Origin of the sequence: Paenibacillus sp. FSL W8-0186 (genome assembly GCF_037969765.1) — a bacterium.
Classification (GTDB): Bacteria; Bacillota; Bacilli; order Paenibacillales; family Paenibacillaceae; genus Fontibacillus; species Fontibacillus woosongensis.
Map to the genome: position 1 here is coordinate 3,985,418 of NZ_CP150207.1, position 19,471 is coordinate 4,004,888.

The window sequence follows — 19,471 nt, forward strand, 5'->3', positions numbered from 1 at the left end:
CTTCTAAGATGCATGTTAATCATCTTTACGATCAAACACCTTGTTGATAATCATCGTCGCTACTAGTGAAATGGCGACCAATAATACAGATATGGCTGAGGCATAGCCATACTTATTCTCCAGGAAGGCATACCGGTAAATCATGAAGGTTAAAGTATAATTGCTCGTGCCTGGTCCGCCATTCGTCATAATAAGCATTTGTACAAAAGCGCCGATTCCTGATGTGATCGCAATGATAAAGCAGAACTTAAAGGTTTCTTTCATCAAAGGGAGCGTTACTTTACGGTGAGCCATCCATTTGCTGCAGCCGTCGATGGTTGCCGCTTCATAGTATTGCTCGGGGATCGATTTCACTCCTGCATACAGGAGGCTGAATTGATAGCCCATGAACTGCCAGGCGTTAACAAAAGCAATGGCAACAATCGATACCGTCGGCGAAGTCAGCCAGTTTTGCTGATAGGAGATTCCCATGATCTGAAAAAGCTTATTGATCAGGCCATTCGTCGGATCGTACATTGCAATCCAAAGCTGGCATACTACCGTCACAGACAAAATCACCGGCACAAAATAAGCCGTTTTCAGCAATTTTCTAAACTTGACTCGCGGATCGGCACAAGCCAGCGCTAGAATCGTTCCGAGGCCAATTTGAAAAACGACCAGGACAACGGAAAAAATAAAGCCATTTCGCAAAGATGTCATGAGAAGAGGATCCTGGAACATTTCCTTATAATTATCGAGACCATTAAACACAGCCGTACCTAATCCGTCCCATTCAAAAAAGCTGCGATACATTGTTTGCAGCACCGGTGAAATGAGAACGACAGTATAGGCTAGCAATGCCGGAAGCAGAAAAATCAGGATTGCCTTCTTGTTGCTTAAATATCTATCCATGGTGTAGCCCCACTCCTTTCCTGGAAGCAATCCCCCCCTGATTGAACACATGCATCAAGGGGGACGGCCCGGGTCTCTATGTCTTACTTGTTCTCTTTAGCCAATACGGAATTTAGATTTTTAATAAACTGCTCCGTGGAGAAGCCGTCGATCAGCATACTTTGCGTATTGTCATCCAGTACATTCTTGATCGAAACATTGTTCAGGGCGACCGCATAATCGGTAGCATTTGGAAGTATTTCATCGGCAATGCGCTGCATCATCGGCGAGATTTCCGCCGTGATTTCTTTATCCACTTTTACGGATACGATCGGACTGCCAAGCTGAGCGTATTTATACTCGGCAGCCTTTTGAGCTAGAAAGCTGGCTACCTTCACCGTCAGCTCCGGATCTTTCGTCGATTGAGATACGGCAAAACCGCCAGGGGATGGAGAACCGTTGACTGCATATTTTGTTTTTTCATAGGTTTCTTCATCCTTTGCGGGCCAGTACATCCAGTCCACTTTATCGCCAAGCTTTTCTTGAGAGCTGTAAATTTCCCATTGTCCGTTTACGAACATTGCTGCCTTACCCGTGTAGAACAAGGAAGAAGCCTGATCATAGTTCGTATTTGTAGCGTTTACATCAAACAGCCCAGCTTCTTGCAATGTTCTCAGTTGATGAGCTGCAGTGATGAAGGACTCGGGCAGTTCAGTGACACCGGCTTCATCCAGCTTGCCGTAGCCCATGGCTTCCTCGCGCGTAACAAAGCCTTGATAAAGCGCTGTAGGGATCCACTTCTCTTTAGCAAAAATAGATAGCGGAACATACCCTTTTTCCTTCAGCTTTTTGGCCGCCTCTGCTAACTGATCCACGGTCTTGATCGGAACTTCAATACCCGCCTCTTCAAATATTTCTTTGTTGTAATAGAGGATCTGGAATTCGATGCCGGTAAATGGAAAAGCATAAACATGACCGTCTGGTGCAATTAACCTTCCTTCAACCCCAGGATTCAATTTATTCTTAAAAGCTGTCGTTTCTTCAAATTCATCTAATAAAAGAACGTTTTTAGATTTGGCAAACGTTTGCAAAGTTACCCAGTCTGTTTCGAATATATCCGGCATATTCCCGGTAGCGGCATAGGTTTTTAGCTTCTGGTATCCATCCTGTACCGCAGGATCCAGCACGATTTCAACATTCGGCATTTCCTTCTTCAGTTCTTCTACCGCGTAGTCAAACGGTTTGGAGGTGTCGTCGTCAAAATGCTGAGCATACACCTTTAGCTTAACCTTCTCTTCTCCTGAATTACCGCTTGAGCCTGTCGAACCCTGACTCGAATCCCCCCCTGAACAAGCAGCTAGCAACAAAGATAACATGGCGATGGTGACTAGAGCTGTTAAAGACTTGAACCAAACTTTTTTCATGCTGTTACCCCTCTTTTCTGGATTAAACGTGCTGTTCACCTTCTGCTGGCAACGCTTTCAAGGTGTATGTTTATTATAAAATTGTTCATCATTTTGATTAATGCAATAATCGAGCATCATAAGGAATAAACAGGACAAAAAAGACGAATCTACTCAGGATTCGCCTTATTTGCATGGAGCTGCTCGAATTCGGAAGGGGTTAGACCGAATCTTTTTTTAAAGCATTTGGAGAAATAATTCGGGTCATTATATCCTACCTTTTCTGCCACGGCCGACAGCTTCATGGGCCTGGTTAGCAGGATCTCCTTCGCTTCCTTCATGCGAATGTAGGTGATATAATCTACGACTGAAATGCTAGCTTCCTTCCTAAACACTTTGCGCAAATAACTGGCATCGACATATAGGGCTTGTGCCACACCTTCAACAGTCAATTCTGAATCTGAATAGTTTTGTTGGATATATGCTTTGGCAGCCGTAAATAATTGATACGATTTCGAAGGCCTAAAAGATTCCCTATAGTTAACCGCTCTGCTGAACAGCTCGGCGATCCATCCCAGGGCCTCTTCCCAGGATGGCAGCGCTTGCCGCTGCTGCTCTAGCGTGCTGTCCGTTCCCCACACTTCTTCCGGGTTCAGCTCGGACTCTATGATATAAGCACGACAAAGGTGGATGAAGGCCTCCAGATAGCTCTGTCCCCTAGCGCTCGAAATGGAAATATCCATCTTGCGAATCACCTGCCAGATTCGGCTCAGCTCTTCGTGGACGGCATCCATCTCCCTCATCCTGAGCGTCAAAATCAGCGTCTCCTGAACATCAAATGGGAGAACTCCAAGGTTTTCCGCTTTCTGAGGGGGGATTTGCTCCTGAAAAGAAGGCCGGGAGCGTTCATCCAACGTACGTTTTACCCGCTGAAGCGTTGTTGAAAATTCAACCTTATTGAACGGTTTAAGCAAATAATCCTGTGCCCCGAGCCGAACCGCCTGCCTCGCATAATCAAATTCACTGTGCCCTGTCACAAATACGACGGAAATATCAGGCTGTGTCTGCTTTAGCAGTTCCGTCAATTCCAGCCCGTCGATAAACGGCATGGATATGTCAATGAATGCGAGATCCGGTCGATTCTCCCTGGCTTCCTCCAGCGCTTCTCTTCCATTAGCCGCCTCGCAGCAAATATGAAATCCGTGGCTAGCCCAGTCCAGTTTGCTTCGCATGTAGTCTCTGAATAATGGTTCATCATCAACAATCATAACTTTATACATTCTGCTCACCTTTGCTGTAGTTATTGGGAAGAATGAGTTTAACCGTTGTTCCTTGGCCCTCTTTGCTCTCAATATGAATACCATAGATGTCCCCGAAATACAGCTTCAGTCTTTCATGCACGCTAAATATGCCAATCGATGTTCTCTTTGCCGAATCCTCTTTGAAATCAGTAATACGGGATATAAGCTGGGGGGACATTCCTACGCCGTTATCCTCCACTTCAATGATCACATGCTCGCTGTCCGCATGCGCACGAATCCGAATAAAGCCACTGCTGTCCTTCGTCTTCAGTCCATGATAAATCGCATTTTCGGCCAGGGGCTGCAGCGACAACTTGGGAATATGGATTCCTTTGAGTTCGTCAGGAATAGCAATATCATATTGTAGAATATGAGGATAACGAACCTGCATAATCGTTAAATAGTCATTAACGATTTTCACCTCTTCTTCCAGCGTAATAATTTCATAGCCTTTACTCAGAATGACACGATAGAAGTCCGCAAGAGCTTTGGTTGTATCTCTGGCCTCTTCCGTTCGCTCCATATCAGCAAGTACATAAATCGTATCTAAGGTGTTGTAGAGGAAATGCGGCTTTATCTGGGCATGCATCAGCGCCAGCTCGTATTCCCGCTTACGGAGCTGCTCATTCTCTACGGTGGCGATAAGCTGCTTTATGCGGTCGATCATGAGATTGAATACAGTAGCTAGCAGTCCGGTCTCATCCTGCGCGCGAATAGCCGCTGTAACGTTCAGATCGCCTTCCTTGACTCTGCGCATCGATTTAGCAAGCTGAAGCAGGGGATTTACAAGGACCTTGGATAATAGAGCTATGCCTAGGAATGCAAGCAATAAACAAACCATCCCGATCACGACAGTCATCCAGACATTGTGACTGATCATGCTTTTTAACGCAGTCATCGGGTTCATATTTACCAGGCTCCAGTTCATCCTGTTGTAAGGATATACGCTGATGAATTCCTGCCCTTGGTCACGATCGATCATTTCTGAATAGGGTTCATTAAGAAGCGTCAAGGGCCGCTTCATCTTTAAGTGATCGAACGGTTCTAGAACATATTCCGGGTTCGAACTGGAAATAATTCTCTGAGCCGTATCCACCAGCAAATAGGTTTTGGAAATGCCCTGATCATTCTCAGTGCCGAGAAATGAAGAGAACGTCGTCTCCTTCACATTGATAAATAAGGTGCCTAATTTATTGCCGCTATCTACATCGATCACGACCTTGCCGAGAGTAAGAACGGGAACCGCCGGGTCACTGACCAGAAAATTACGCTGCTCCATTGAAAACCAGCGATTCCTTCCATAGCTTCCCATCCGAGTCACCTGTTCGATCATTCCGCTATCAAATATCTGATGCTCATCCTCGTTTATGCGAGAGTATGAAGTATGAATATGGTTGTTCCTATCGATAAAAATGGCAGAATCGACATCGGGAAACAGAATAAGATCCGTGGATAGTTTGCTTTGAATCTGCCGTCTGAACTTCAGCTCTTGTACCGAATCACGCTGCTCAGGGGAGCTGGCAATGATGCGATTAATATCAGTAGCAATAAAATTAGCGCTGTTCTCTGCATTGCTAATAATAGAATCGATTTGAGATACTATTAATTTTGACTCATCCAGGGCACTTTGCTCCATATTTTGGATGGTAGATTGGCTGAAATTGTAGCTAGAGAGATAGCCCGAAATAAAGAGTGGAATAAAAATCAATGGAAGGAATATAAGAATAATCTTGTGCATGATTTGTAATCGTCCAAACCATGGGAACATGGTCCTCCATCTACTCACAACATAACCTCCAGTGATTTCATAGCTGCTATTATTTATCCATTCTAAAATTCAAATCCTAATTTGTATAGGCTGTTTTAGAAACATCTCTCTTTACAAAAGAAAACGGTTTGTTATTTATTTTCGCTAATTATGGATATTTTGGATCAGATTGTTCTATTGTGATTCCAATCACCTAGTCGCCTTTCCTCCTGCGTTATGCTTCTGATGAACAGATGACGTAAATGATTCTCAAATCGTTTTCACAAATAAAAATGAGGAGGTCGCATAGATGAATCAAGCTGCATTAAATCATCATGATGAGCGGATGCCGATGTTTTGTTTTCAGTGCCAAGAGGCATCTAAAGGTGTTGGCTGCACCATCGTAGGCGTATGCGGGAAGACGCCTGAGGTCGCCAACCTGCAGGATTTGCTTATTTTTGTTTTGAAAGGCATATCCTTCTTCAGCGCGGGTACGGAGCTGCCAGAATCGCTGGAACGCCGGACATCTGTCTTTATAATGGATTCATTGTTCGCTACAATTACAAATGCCAATTTTGACCGGGACGTGTTCGTCGCTAAAATTCGCGAAGCGCTCACTCTTCGTGATGAGGTACGTGAGCACTGGGAGCATCAGCATCCAGCCAGCCAGACGATATTGCCAGATGCGGCGGTTTGGCATGACAGCGATGAAGAAGCGTTGGATGCCAAAGCCAAGGAGGTTGGCGTACTTGCTACTGCAGATGCGGATATCCGCTCCCTGCGAGAGCTGCTCACCTATGGGCTTAAAGGAATGGCCGCATATCAGTATCATGCCTATCAACTGAATTATACGAATCGCGAAGTGGAGCAATTTATGCAGCGAGCGCTTGCCGCTACTTTAGATGATACATTAACCGTGGATCAAATGGTCGCACTCGTGATGGAGACGGGCAAATTCGGCGTGGATGCCATGGCCTTGCTGGATCAAGCCAATACCGGCGTTTATGGTCATCCCGAGGTGACGAAAGTCAACATCGGAGTTCGTAATCGCCCGGGCATTTTAGTGAGCGGCCATGACCTGAAGGATCTGGAAGAGCTGCTGCAGCAAACCGAAGGAACTGGCGTGGATGTGTACACCCATAGCGAAATGCTGCCGGCGCACTACTACCCAGCCTTTAAGAAATATGAGCATTTTGTCGGGAATTACGGCAATGCCTGGTGGAAGCAAGCCAGCGAATTTGAGAGCTTTAATGGCCCGATCCTAATGACGACCAACTGCATCGTTCCACCGAAGCCGAGCTATGTGAAACGCATCTTTACGACGGGAAACACCGGCTATCCTGGATTGCGGCATATTCCGGAGGGCGTAGACGGTCAGCCTAAAGATTTTTCCGAAATTATAGCCCTGGCCAAGCAGTGCCCGCCCCCTACCGAGCTGGAGACCGGGGAAATCGTCGGCGGCTTTGCCCATAACACCGTGACGAGCATTGCCGACCAAGTAGTCGATGCCGTGAAGGCTGGAGACATTCGGCGTTTCTTTGTCATGGCCGGATGCGATGGCCGGATGAAGTCGCGCAGTTACTATACCGAGTTTGCCCAGCAGCTTCCACGCGACACAGTCATTCTCACCGCGGGCTGCGCAAAATACAAATACAACAAGCTTGATCTCGGCGAAATCGGAGGCATCCCGCGCGTCCTGGACGCAGGCCAATGCAACGACTCCTACTCGCTCGCCATCATTGCGTTGAAGCTGAAAGAGATATTGGGGCTGGATGACATCAACGAGCTGCCGATTTCATATAATATCGCCTGGTATGAGCAAAAAGCGATCATCGTGCTGCTGGCCCTGCTCTATCTTGGGGTTAAAAACATCCATCTCGGGCCGACGCTGCCTGCCTTCCTCTCTCCGAACGTGGCCAATGTGTTGGTGGAGCAGTTCGGCATCGGCGGGATTACAAATGTTGAGGATGACATGAAGATGTTCCTTGGGGCTTAGTTTTTATTGCGAAATGGGGAAGCGGAGTCCCCAGTGTCTATACTTTCTTATATCTTATGAAAATAGGCTGCGCCCTTCCTTGGTTAGAAGTTAGCGCAGCCTATCATTATGGAAAATTATTTGTTATGGCGGTATTGACGTGACGGAACAAGCTATTATTTCAACACCAATGACTTGAAATCCAGCTTTCCCGATCCCTCAAAGGTAAAATAGAGCGCCTGCTTCCCATTTTCGATGTTAATTTTCGCCCCGTAATACGTAAAGGCGCTGCTTGGCGAGATCGGTATTCTTGTGATAGGCTTTGCATCTAAACCATTCGCAACCAGCATGAACCCCGTAGCAGGACCCCGAACACATACAGCGATTTCCGACACATCCTGCATCAGAAAATATTTGAAGCCTGCCACGGCTCCATTTCTCATATTTGCAATATATTGATAAGGGCTATTCTCCCTGTCCTTCCCGCTTTGCGTGAAATATGGATGCTTTCTGAAGGTTATATTTCCGAAATATACCCCATACCGGCCTGCGCCTTCCGCTGACATCAAATGACAAGCAATTCGCGCCTCATACTCTCCTCTGCCGATGAATGGACCGTTATTTAGTCCACAACTCGTCAGCTCTACCTGTGGAATCGTCCCATCTTCCTTGATCTCGATCGGCTCGGCAAGTCCCTGTCTGGAATAATGATGCCGGTTCGTGTGCCTGTGATGGAACACATACCATTGATCTCTAACCTGAACGATCCCGCCATGATTGTTGCCAATATAGTTATAGGCCTTTTGATCCGAATCGTACCCGTTTATATAAAGGTCGCCATTACTTATGATCGTTCCGCCGAATTTAAAGCCGCCTGTCGGGCTTTTGCTTGTGGCGTAGCATAGTTCATGGCCGTTGATCGACGAGTAGATCAAGTAATAGGTATCTTTTATTTTACGGATCGAGCTCGCCTCAAAAAACTCATGCCCCTCGAATCCAGTGCCGTCTGCCTCCCCCGCTTTGGGAAGGATGAGCTTCGGTTCACCGGTCACCGTTTTCATATCCGGCTGTAACTGAATTACGTACCCGCCTTTACAAGTACGTTTCTTCCATCCTGTCACGAAAAAAGGAACATCTTTTATTGGTGCAAAGCCTGAATACAGATAAACGCATCCATCATCATCAACTAGAACGCCGGGATCGAATAAAATAGGATCTCCGCTGTGATCCCACAGCCTATCTCCGTTCGGATGGCTTACATAACCGTAAAACTCATACTCGCCTGCCGGTGAATCGCATACAGCTACGGCCATAACGCTGCGAAAGGCCAGTGTATAGTACAGGTAATATCGCCCGTCTGGCCCTTTTGCCACATCGGGTGCATACATCTGATACAAACCTAATTTGTTCATAGGATCTAGCGTTTTCCTATAGATGACCCCTTCGTATCTCCAATCACTTAGATCATCAATGGGGGCAGACCAGCAAACATAATCATTCATGCAAAAAAGCTTACCGTTAAATCTGTCATGCGAACCAAATACATATAATCTATCCCCGAATACATAGGGTTCACCATCGGGGATGTATTCGTAGCTAGGCAAGTATGGGTTCAAAGCCTGGCTTGGCATCATCGCGTTCATCTCCCTTTACTGCTTTACAACAGTGTAAAGGATTAAATGATTCCAGCATATCAACCAAAAGTTGCCGGAGAACCCCTATAATAGCCGGTCAAGACCCTTCATTAGCCCGTCTTTCAGTCGGCTTATTAACTTATATTGCTCTACAGGGCGGAGCATAACAAATCCACATAATGAGATGAACACTATACTTAACAAGCTTAATGTGCATTTCGACTGCAGATCGCTGAGCCTGTTGGCATACGAAAATAAATTCAGCCAGGAGGTATTCTCCATATTAATGTTCCAATACATCCAATTGGCGAGACCCAGCAAATAACCAATTTCGGGCGATCTCAGAACAGCGCCGGCCAATAAAGATAGCGCTCCGGAAAATAAGAGACCGGGCAAAGCCACATATAAAAGCCCGGAGAATGGAAGCTGCTCGCTTGAGAAGCGAAAACCGTGAGGCGATAAATTCATTCGTAGTAACAACCACCCTGCAAGCAGCATGAAGATCATGAACAGAATCATAACCATTAATCTATATGCTAATAAAGGATGCCTCCGGCTTCTGCGGGTTGCCAGCACCTCCGCTGCGCGGGTGTAATGATCGACCCAAATCAAATCAGGGAACAATATGATTCCTGCGAAGGGTGCATAGATTTCGTACAGGTTCAGAATGTCTACGGCTGTCGGAGCATAGAACATAAAAGGAATAAACACGATAAACGCTCCTGTCAACAGCCATTTTACCGGCGAAAAGAGAACTTTAATTTGATAAACTATTAGCTTCATAAGGTCAACCTGCCTTTTCCTTTAAGACCTTGCCGGGGCCATAATTGTCCAGCGAGCAGTACAAACAGAATACTTGCCCCGATAACCAAGCCTTGATGGGGTAAAAAAGCCAGCCAATTATAGGAAAAACTCTCATCTAAGCGAAGCATATAATTCATAACGGTTGTGTTTCCATTTCCCGCAAATACGCCGGAAGTAATATTGAAAATGAGATAAAGAATAAAGACCGGCAAAGCGGCGATTTCATTTTGGAATATAAATCCTAGTAAAATTATAATAGCCCCAGATATCATAAAGGTCGGCACCACACAAACAAACAGGCCTAAGAGTAAATCCGCCAAATGGTACGTAAATGACTGAGCTGTGAACCGAACTCCGAACCAAATATTAACTGCGGCGCTTATTAGCACGGTGGGCAGGCACCACGCCGCAACCGTCCCTAAATATTTTCCAATCACGTATTGCTGGCCTGTAAATGGTTTGGCATGCAGCCACTCTAGCGCATTAAACCGCCTATCTTTGAAGAATAGCATCAAAAAAGCAGGAATGGATAGAAATGACATAATAATTTGCAGACGATCCACCCAAAGTACAGCGAGTTCCGAGCTAAATGTTCGCTGTTCGTAATAAGCCCTGAATGCAGGCTGAACCTCTTCAATTGAACCGAGGCGTTGTCCCTTTTCTTCAACGTAGACTTCCCATTGCGGCGCCAATGACGGATATTGTTGATTTACTAGAGTGTTTGCTTGCTCCAGAGATAGGTTTTGTGCCTTTATTGCAGCGCTTAACTCTTTAGCCGCGTCATAATTTTCTTGGGACAGAATACCTTCCGGGAGATTGTCGATGTGCTGCAGCACGGATGATAAAGTCTCTTCAGGCGAAACGTCTATATGCAGCAATTCGGGGTGTATTCCTTTTTCGTACAGCTGGCGAATGTCATTATTATCGTCCACTGGATAATGTTGAATATAAGGTGAAAATTCCGACCACAGAAACAAGAGGGCAATTAACAAGCCAAGTAAATAAAACCTGCTCTTGATCTGAAAAAGAAACTCAAACCGCATCACTTTGCTAACTCGCATCATTTCGCAAGCCCGCCGATCATCCAAATATAAGCATCCTCAGCAGTCGGGGCTGCTTGAACGCTGCCCGTTATCGGTGCCTTCTCGCCAAGCACCCGCAGCCTGATGCAATCCTCCATATAATGATTCGATACTAGGGTATACTCATGCAGCATGTTCTTATAATCTGCAGTTAAGGGCAAAGAGCACTCCCATACAACGCCGGAGACGGCCCTGATCATACTGCCAATGTCACCCTGATATTTTAGCTTGCCTTGATCCAGTACGGCCACTTGTTGGCAAGACTGGGCGATATCTTCAATGATATGCGTAGATAAAATAACGATCCGCTGACCTGCATATTCCGTTAATAAGTTCCGGATTGATATTCGTTCTTCAGGGTCGACTCCCGTTGTCGGCTCATCCACGATAAGAATTTCGGGTTCATGAATAATCGCTTGTGCAATGCCTAACCGTCTTTTCATGCCGCCGGATAACTCCCGAACTTTTTTATCAGCCTGCTTGTTTAAATGTACTTTTTCTAAAGAATCCTGTATTCTAGTCCGTTTCTTCTTCCCGCTTAGTCCGTGCAGCAAGGCTATATAATCCATAGTTTCCTTAACCGTTAAATTAGGATAGAAACCAAAATCCTGAGGAAGATAGCCTATTTTCTCCTGCAAGTGTTTTCGCATCGCTGAAGATTTCATCGTCTGTCCATCGAAATAGACGGTTCCGGCGGTTGCCTCCATAATCCCTGCGATAATCCGCATTAAAGTAGTCTTACCTGCACCATTTCTCCCGATCAGGCCGCATAGACCAGGACCAATGTTAAGTGATACCTCATGAAGCGCGCAGGCTTTCTTCGAGTAACGCTTGCTGATTTGATCAATCTGAATTTGCATATTTTCACCTCTTAACGACTATACTGTTCTTTCAAACATCGCTTGATACTGTTTCTTTCCAGCAAGAAGTGATTCATGATTGCCTCTCTCAGCGAGTCTTCCTTCGTGCAGTAAATAAATTTCATGACTGCTTACGACAGTTCGTAATCGATGAGCTATTACTATAACGATTTTATCTTGAATATGTTGATTTAAATTGAACATTATTTTTTCCTCTGTGATCGGGTCAAGCATCGATGTAGCTTCGTCAAGAATTAATACAGAAGTCGGTCTCAAAAGTGCCCTTGCTATGGATAACCGCTGCCGTTGCCCGCCCGATATACGTATTCCCTGTTCGCCAATTTCAGTTTGAAGCTGCTGGGGGAGCTGCATTACGAATTCGTAAAGCTCTACGATTCTTAACACTTCCATAACGTCGGCCTCCGTAATGGTTGTGCTCCCTAATGCCAGATTGTTATAAATGGTGTCATTAAAAAGCAGTGTATTTTGACTTACAACGGCAATTTGCTGCCTTAGATCGGTCGTGGAAATCCGGTTTATTGATGTACCGTTAACTAGAATATTCCCCTTTTCGATAGGCCATAGCTTGAGCATCAAATAAGTGATCGTGGATTTTCCCGACCCGCTCTCGCCCACAATGGCATATATCTTTTTCGACTCGAATTGCATGCTTACTTTCGATAGAACCAGCTTATCATCGTATTGAAAGGTAACGTTCTGAAAGTCTATGCTGCGAATGGACGAACATTTATTCAGCATGGCATCCGATTCTCCCCAATTCAAAGGCGCTTCAAGAATATCTCGGATTTTTTGCCAGGAGGCTAGTGCCCCTGCTAGCCTAGTCTGAAATTGTGAAGCTCTCATGATGGGGGCTATCAACCTCTGAGAATAAACATTAAATGTAATGAGCCCGCCAATCGTTAAACTTCCTTCGATCACTTTGTAACCGCCATAACCTAGAATAAATAATGTAATGATCATGCCGGATAACTGAAGAAATCCGTTGCTTAATGAAAATACCAGTTGCGTTTTTATTTGCTGTTTTGCATTTGTTTTTTCAAGCTTCATGTATTTCTCTCGAAACAAGCTATTTACGCCGATGACTACAAAATTCATCAAGTTACTTATGACTTCCTGAATTAAAGAGTATAATTCTCCGCTGGCACTTCTCAAACTAATGCTCTGAGCTTCGACCCATCGGTTAAATTTTTTTTGCCCCAAGAAGACGAATACCTGCAGCAAGAGAAGCCCCATTAATAGTTCTGGCTGCAGCCATCCTAGAAAGAACAGCATTCCAACAGAAATCAATATGTCCGCAGCAAAATTGACAAACGAATATGTAGCTGTCTGCTGGATGTTCTCGATATCCTCAAATATTGTTTTCAGCATATCTCCGGAATTTATATGGGTGTAGTATTCACCATTCATTTGCTGCAGGTGCGCTATACAGCGTGACCGAATATTAATGACAAATGTGCGGGCAAGCTTAGAAAAAACATAATCAGACAACAGCTTCGTCAAATTGTTAAGGAAGGTAGCAATAAAAGCCAAAGCAATATAACCGAGAAGACTAGACCATTCTCCAAAAGGAATGGACTTATCTAATATTTTCATAATGAAATAAGGAGTTAGCACGCTAAAAAAACTGCTCAGGAGAAGCAGTAGCGACGCAATTAAAAAAGAGGACTTATGTTTTGAAAAGTTATGAATAATCGCCTTGAGCATATGTGTTCGATTCATTGTGATATATCCTTTCAATATGACATATGAAATGATCGAAACTAGTAAAATGGCGGAACTCCCAGTGCATTTTATTTGCCGAAATACCCAGGGTGGACTCTATTTCACTCATGAATCGGGAAAAGCGCTGTCGGGCTATCCCATTTCTTGAAATTAGCAAATGGCTATTGGCTAAATCGAATTGGCCATGCTGGCAATAGGAACACACCATTTTTTTTATTTTTGTATATAAATCCTGAGGCAGCCTCCCTACATCTGTTGGCATGCAAGTATCGCTAGGGAGCATACGCTGCAGTTCACCATCGTCCCATTTTTTTCTTAGGGCTGACTGGGCTAATAAAGCAGAGTAAGAGATCGTCTGGTTTCTATCATGCCGAATAAGCTGATTGACCAAATGCCCTGTTACGACTGCCGCAGCCTTGCTATTTCCTCCAAAGAAACAATATTCATTGAATTCACGCTGAGTCCACATCGGAGTAAGATCTGCAGCAGCTTGCACAAGCTTATTCTCGTCAAACCAATAGGCATCCGACTCCGGCATTAAGGTGCCATTTACACCTATAACCGTTGGCAATGCTGCTGGATAACTACTATAAGAGCCATTTTTAACGGAGGCGACAACCCATTTTCCTTGATCATATAGCTTTTGAAATAAATGCTTCAGATGTTCATCGATATGGAAGGACTCCATACTGAAGCTCATATGAAGTATACGAACGTTTATAGTTAGGCATAGACGGAGAGCCTGTTCAAGCCTATTTGAGTGCCCAATAAGGTCTGCATCAAGAACCCTTATGCTGCCAAAACGAACACTCGGCGCCAAACGGCTTATTACGTAGGCGCAGGCGCTGCCATGACCTGAAACATCCTTGGAACACTCCGTTCGAATAAAACAGTTTTGTTCTTCCGAAAATTCGAATGCATAGGAAGCGGCAAAGTTTTCTCGAAAAAACTGCTGATCGACTCCTGAGTCCAATATCATGACATCGCACATATCGCTGACTATTTCCTCTCTTTAGTTAAATGAAAGGATGGCGCCTTATACACCATCCTCGAAAGTGATCAGATTATTAATTCATATCATGAACCGTATCCTACCACCAACTGGTTGTCTTAGGCGTATACACATTTTCATAAATAACGCAGCCCTTCGTGTTTCCATTAGTTGCGCCTACCCATACTTTTTCTTCGAAACAATCATTGCCGCATCCTTGTCCTTTAATATCCAGGCTAATTTCTTTGTCTCGTATTTTTTCGATTTTCATATTTTCACCTTCTTTCTCGAGATATGATTTTTTACCACCATGAGGTTGTTTGCGCATTGTAACCATCCGCTGACCAGCAGCCTTTTTCACTGCTTGATGTTTTTCCCTTCCAGACCGTAATCGCGCAGTCATTATCACATCCTTGACCTCTAACGTTTAAGTTGATTTCTTTATCCTTGATTTTCACGATCTTCATTATTCTCACCTCCTTTCTAGTTGTAGCCGTTTAGAAAACACCCCGCTTCGATATTTAACATTTTCAATATGGCATAGAACAGGCGATGGACGATCGAACTCCCCGGTCATAAGCTGATTGATAAGCTTACATCTCGTGCCAGGGCAATATTCATACCGGGAACAACCGATACAATCAGGATTAGGCTGTTCTCCCTTACACAGAATATCCCAACGTTTGTCCGGATTTATTCCATATTTAACATGACCGGCAGCCATTAGCGGGTTTCCAACCAAATAGGTACAAGGATAAATATTTCCTTCGGAATCAATGCTTAACGTTGACTTAAGGCCCGAGCAGACAGAGTATTTACGTGCACGTACTGCATCTTCAATAAAACCAATATCCACCTGGCAATTTGTGGCGCCTTTCCATTTGATGATCTCTTGACACTGCTGTTCCAGTTTCTTCAAAGTATCCTCATTCCAGCCAGCATCAAAATAATCAGGTACAGGAGATATAGAGGTAAATCCCATTTCAATGAGTTCGATAATATCATGCAGCAGGTTATCTACGTTTTCTGAACGAATGGTCATTCGAGCTCTTAATTCAGGGAATGATAATAGAAGACGTCTTGCTGCAGCCGATACCTTCTTCCAGGTCCCCTTTCCAGTAGCAAATAATCTAAAACGGTCATGGCTCGCTTCAGAGCCGTCAATACTCAACGATAGATAAGCCAGCTCTTTTTGCAAATAAGTCTCCATTTCTGGAGTAAGATAAGTACCGTTGGTCGTCATTGAGAAGTAGGCAGAGGGAATGATCGTGCGTGCCTTATCGATTAAATATCGAAGCTCATCAAAGGCAAGTAGAGGTTCCCCTCCATGAAGAACAATCATGATGTTTTTTTCTTTATTCCGTTCGATATGTTGAAGTAAAAAATCTAGCAACTGGTCCATCGTTTCGCGTGAAATTGTTCTTCCATTTTCATGAGTGCCTTGGTAACAGTATTTGCAAGCTAAATTACATGCTGAGGTTAAAAACACTGAGGCAATCATTCGCTAGATCACCTCCTGCTCCCAAATCTTCTTCATTAAATAAGGCTTAATGCTTTGACAACGCGATTTAAAAGCTTCCGAATGACTTTCAAGCCGGTAAAGGTCATGCGGACAACGCCAACAAAAAAGGTTTACTGGGCACTCCTTACATAATGGATGACTATCCGGCTCATATGGTGAAACACAGGAATGAGCAGCTCCATTGTCCTGCTGGGAGCGGATAAATTGATTAAGGTCTTCAATTTCATTGATGTTTCCTATCTTAAATTGCGGATCCATAAATAAATCGCACGGGAACACGTCGCCATTATAATTAATCGTGATTTGATCTATACCTGCAGTACAACTGCACCCAGTAGAATCCGAAATGGTGTTCTCCTTTACCCCATCACGGTCATCAGCCAGTTGACTAGGCCTGTCCTCTTTAAATGAAGTAAGCAAATCCCTATATTGGCCGGCTCGTCCTGTTAGAGACAACGCACGCAGCATGGGTTTGGTGCCTAGTTGCTTATTTAATTCGTAGAAGGCACCGACCAATCTGTGATTATTTTCGGTCAGCACCATGGACAAACTGATTTTTTCATGGCCGAGGGTACGCAGCAATTTTATGGAGGCAACGGTCTTATCATATACGCCGCTGCCGCGGACAATAGATACGGAGCTTTCATCGACGCCGTCTATACTAATACAGAAGGTATCAATTGATTTGGATAGTACGCCAGCATTTCTCTTATTAATGAGAGTAGCATTTGTCATTAAGGTGATATTTCCGTCAAATTTCCTTCTCAAGTATGCCAAAATTTCAAAGAAATCTTTTCTTAAGAGTGGCTCACCACCCGTGAGAGTAATGTTGTTGGGATTAGATGCGATCATCTTATCGAGGATATGGATGACTTCTGCTGTGTTTAAATATTCAGAGGTTGATTCATTCGGGGCATCGACGATGCAATGGGTACATTGAAGGTTACATCTACGCGTTAGTGAGAAGCTGATCTCTCGCAATGTTCTAGAGTCGGATGTAGATTTCAAAAAATCTAATGCATCTAATTGTACTAGTATTCTTTTGAAATATTCCCTATCCTCAGTATCTTGAAAAGACTCAAGAAGTTCGGTTCGTGTCAACTTATTCTCTATAGCTTCATTAAGAATATTGAAGCATTCCTTAGAAATCTTTAGCCACGAACCCGTATTTCTGTTCATTAAAATTACCCTGTCGCCATAAATAATGGTTCTACTAGAATCTGCAATTTTCATATTATTGTCTCCTTCTAAGATTACAAATAATCATTTGGATTCAGAAGACTGATCATAGAGCAAATTCTTGAGCCTATTATATTGCTTAGATGTAAATTAATACAATATAACCCAATCTATATACATATTTTATTCACAAAGATACGGATATCTCTTGAACTTCATTCCGATGATGACATTTGTTATTGCAATATGCATATGTTACCAATATCTACGACTAAATATTCCTTCTGTAAAATAACGGCGCATTGCCCGTAACCTCCTTGAACACCCGGCCGAAATGCGTCACACTTCCAAAGCCGACCCTTCTGGCAATCAAGTTCACTTTCATGGAAGAGCCCTCCAGCAGCTTCTTGGCTTCCTTGATTCGGACGCTATTCACGTACTCTACGTATGTAAAGCCCGTTGCTTTTTTAAAGTAGCGACTCAAATAATAGGGGCTGATATAGAACTTGTCCGCCAGCAGATGAAGCGATAAATCCTCTGTGTAATGTTCGTTGATATAGCGGACGATCTCCAATATTCTTTCATGCATGGGACTTGGCGAGGCTAGCGCCTCCATGGCGTTCTGCTTGAAATGCCTGCAGCAAATGATAAGCAGCTGTACGGCAAGCGTCTGCGCAAATAATTCGAAGCCGCTCTCCTGCTCCTTCATTTCCTCTATAATAGCCCGGGACAGCGGCTCGATCGACAGTTGGCTGCGCAAGGAACCGTTCACAATCAAATAATCCCGTTCCAGCAAAGGCCGAAGCGCTTCCTTATGGGAACCATCCGGCGCAAAATACTGCTCGTGTATATTAATGATGAGCCGCTCATGCTTCGGCTGGACCGCATTGAGCGTACGATGCAGAATATTCGGCGCAATAATGACCACATCGCCCTCGTTCATCGCTATCGTTCGATCCTGAATAAAGATATTCCGCTGGCCGGACATCAAATAATAGATTTCGTATGTGCTGTGAAAATGGCTGACGGGCATATGGTGGCTTAACGCTTTCCGGTGGGACACCAGAAAATTTCCTGTGCGATTCTCAAAATAAAGATCTCCCAAACTCCTCGCTCTCCTTCCCTAACCGTTGTTAACGATGTAGTTCTTAATATTTCATTATATCGCAAGAAATAAGAAGAAAGAGGATATATTCGCAAAACATGTACATATTACGATGCTAGAATAGCAGTATAAACAAAAAGGAGGAAGGATATCCATGCCATCATCCACATCGCTTAAGAGCCCGATTCAATGGGCGCAGCAAGCCTGCGAGGCATTAATGGCCAAATTCGAGCCGGAGGATCTTCCGCCGGACCGGTTCCACTACCATCAGGGGGTCTTTCTGTCCGGCATGGAGAAATGCTGGCGGCAGACCGGAGAACAACAGCTGTACAACTACATGAAACGGTGGGTGGACAGCCAAGTACTTGAGGACGGCAGCATCAAGAAGTTTAAGTCCGACGAGCTTGACGACATTCAGCCCGGTGTGCTTCTCTTTACTCTCTATGAGCAGACAGGAGACGAGCGATACAAAAAAGCGCTGCATACGCTAGTGCCTCTGCTGAAGTCATGGCCGGCGAATCCGTCGGGCGGATTCTGGCACAAGGGACATTATCCGAATCAAATGTGGCTGGACGGCTTGTATATGGCCGGTCCGATTGCCGTGCAATTTGCCAAGACGTTCGGCGACAGCGAATATTACTCCATGATGACCTTCCAGGCTCTCCTTATGGCGAAGCATACGAAGGATCCTGCCTCCGGATTGCTATATCACGGCTGGGACGAAACCAAAGAGGCTAAATGGGCCGACCCCGTCACAGGTGTCGCGCCGGAGTTCTGGGGCCGCGCCATTGGCTGGTATCCCGTAGCCTTGCTGGAAATGTTCGAATACCTGCCAGAGGATCATCCGGATAAAGCACAGCTCGTGACCATTCTACGAGAGCTGCTTATCGCTCTGACGAACTATCAGGATCCCGCCACTGGACTGTGGTATCAAGTCATCGACAAAGGAGACCGCCCGGATAATTGGCTGGAAAACTCCTGTTCAGCGCTGTTTGTCCATGCCATTGCCAAGGCGGTCCGGTTCGGCTATTTGGACCCCAAATACATGGACTACGCCTGGAAAGGCTATCAAGGCGTAATCGATACGCTGAAGTTCGACGAGAATGGCAACGTCGTGATCGGCAACATTTGCATCGGCACCGGAATCGGCGATTACGCCCACTACATTGCCCGTCCCACCAGCGAAAACGATCTGCACGGCGCTGGCGCCTTCATTCTCATGTGCGTAGAGATGAATCTGGCGGAAACATAATGC

The 19,471-nt window shown here is 44.8% G+C and carries 17 protein-coding genes; 2 read left to right on the forward strand and 15 right to left on the reverse strand.

Annotation, left to right across the window (positions count from 1 at the left end; translation table 11 throughout):
• Positions 1 to 15: 15 nt before the first annotated feature.
• From MKX50_RS17920 to MKX50_RS17935, 4 genes are all read right to left on the reverse strand, one after another.
• Positions 16 to 891 (reverse strand): sugar ABC transporter permease, encoded by an 876-nt coding sequence (locus MKX50_RS17920; RefSeq protein WP_155610611.1) that lies wholly within the window; start codon positions 889 to 891, stop codon positions 16 to 18.
• An 83-nt stretch (positions 892 to 974) separates the two neighbouring features.
• Entirely contained in the window at positions 975 to 2,294 is a 1,320-nt protein-coding gene (locus MKX50_RS17925) for an extracellular solute-binding protein (RefSeq protein ID WP_339157493.1), read from the reverse strand.
• 149 nt (positions 2,295 to 2,443) lie between these two features.
• The gene (locus MKX50_RS17930) at positions 2,444 to 3,541 is read right to left on the reverse strand and encodes a response regulator (protein WP_339157494.1); all 1,098 of its coding nucleotides are present in this window, start codon (positions 3,539 to 3,541) and stop codon (positions 2,444 to 2,446) included.
• Between the two features lie 4 nt (positions 3,542 to 3,545).
• A complete protein-coding gene (locus MKX50_RS17935; protein WP_339157495.1) occupies positions 3,546 to 5,210 on the reverse strand; it encodes a sensor histidine kinase in 1,665 nt (554 codons plus the stop codon).
• 421 nt (positions 5,211 to 5,631) lie between these two features.
• Here MKX50_RS17935 and hcp point away from each other — a divergent pair, with 421 nt between their 5' ends.
• The gene (hcp, locus tag MKX50_RS17940) at positions 5,632 to 7,317 is read left to right on the forward strand and encodes a hydroxylamine reductase (RefSeq protein ID WP_339157496.1); all 1,686 of its coding nucleotides are present in this window, start codon (positions 5,632 to 5,634) and stop codon (positions 7,315 to 7,317) included.
• Between the two features lie 155 nt (positions 7,318 to 7,472).
• On the opposite strand, the gene MKX50_RS17945 is transcribed toward hcp, so the two are convergent.
• The 11 genes from MKX50_RS17945 to MKX50_RS17995 all read right to left on the reverse strand — a co-directional run bounded on the left by MKX50_RS17945 (position 7,473) and on the right by MKX50_RS17995 (position 18,216).
• Positions 7,473 to 8,939, reverse strand: a complete 1,467-nt coding sequence (locus MKX50_RS17945; RefSeq protein WP_339157497.1) for a family 43 glycosylhydrolase — start codon at positions 8,937 to 8,939, stop codon at positions 7,473 to 7,475.
• Positions 8,940 to 9,014: 75 nt separating this feature from the next.
• Complete coding sequence (locus tag MKX50_RS17950) at positions 9,015 to 9,713, reverse strand: hypothetical protein (RefSeq protein ID WP_339157498.1); 699 nt, start codon at positions 9,711 to 9,713, stop codon at positions 9,015 to 9,017.
• Entirely contained in the window at positions 9,710 to 10,822 is a 1,113-nt protein-coding gene (locus tag MKX50_RS17955; protein ID WP_339157499.1) for an ABC transporter permease, read from the reverse strand. The genes MKX50_RS17950 and MKX50_RS17955 overlap by 4 nt, the downstream gene beginning before the upstream one ends.
• Positions 10,795 to 11,676 carry an ABC transporter ATP-binding protein gene (locus MKX50_RS17960; RefSeq protein ID WP_339157500.1) on the reverse strand — a complete coding sequence of 294 codons (882 nt, stop codon included), beginning with the start codon at positions 11,674 to 11,676 and terminating at the stop codon, positions 10,795 to 10,797. Before MKX50_RS17960 ends, MKX50_RS17955 begins: the two co-directional genes overlap by 28 nt.
• Positions 11,677 to 11,694: 18 nt before the next feature.
• Positions 11,695 to 13,416, reverse strand: coding sequence for an ABC transporter ATP-binding protein (locus MKX50_RS17965; protein WP_339157501.1), 1,722 nt, complete (start codon positions 13,414 to 13,416; stop codon positions 11,695 to 11,697).
• Positions 13,379 to 14,398: a S8 family serine peptidase gene (locus tag MKX50_RS17970; RefSeq protein ID WP_339157502.1), complete on the reverse strand. Its 1,020-nt coding sequence runs from the start codon at positions 14,396 to 14,398 to the stop codon at positions 13,379 to 13,381. Before MKX50_RS17970 ends, MKX50_RS17965 begins: the two co-directional genes overlap by 38 nt.
• A gap of 112 nt (positions 14,399 to 14,510) precedes the next feature.
• Positions 14,511 to 14,738: a hypothetical protein gene (locus MKX50_RS17975; protein WP_213589816.1), complete on the reverse strand. Its 228-nt coding sequence runs from the start codon at positions 14,736 to 14,738 to the stop codon at positions 14,511 to 14,513.
• The gene (locus MKX50_RS17980) at positions 14,713 to 14,877 is read right to left on the reverse strand and encodes a hypothetical protein (protein ID WP_213589814.1); all 165 of its coding nucleotides are present in this window, start codon (positions 14,875 to 14,877) and stop codon (positions 14,713 to 14,715) included. The genes MKX50_RS17975 and MKX50_RS17980 overlap by 26 nt, the downstream gene beginning before the upstream one ends.
• Before the next feature lie 5 nt (positions 14,878 to 14,882).
• Complete coding sequence (locus MKX50_RS17985) at positions 14,883 to 15,911, reverse strand: radical SAM protein (protein WP_213589812.1); 1,029 nt, start codon at positions 15,909 to 15,911, stop codon at positions 14,883 to 14,885.
• 3 nt (positions 15,912 to 15,914) lie between these two features.
• The gene (locus MKX50_RS17990) at positions 15,915 to 17,165 is read right to left on the reverse strand and encodes a radical SAM protein (protein WP_339157503.1); all 1,251 of its coding nucleotides are present in this window, start codon (positions 17,163 to 17,165) and stop codon (positions 15,915 to 15,917) included.
• 217 nt (positions 17,166 to 17,382) lie between these two features.
• Positions 17,383 to 18,216: an AraC family transcriptional regulator gene (locus MKX50_RS17995; RefSeq protein WP_339157504.1), complete on the reverse strand. Its 834-nt coding sequence runs from the start codon at positions 18,214 to 18,216 to the stop codon at positions 17,383 to 17,385.
• 154 nt (positions 18,217 to 18,370) lie between these two features.
• Between MKX50_RS17995 and MKX50_RS18000 the strand changes: the two genes are divergently transcribed.
• Positions 18,371 to 19,468, forward strand: coding sequence for a glycoside hydrolase family 88 protein (locus MKX50_RS18000; RefSeq protein WP_339157505.1), 1,098 nt, complete (start codon positions 18,371 to 18,373; stop codon positions 19,466 to 19,468).
• Positions 19,469 to 19,471 lie beyond the last annotated feature (3 nt).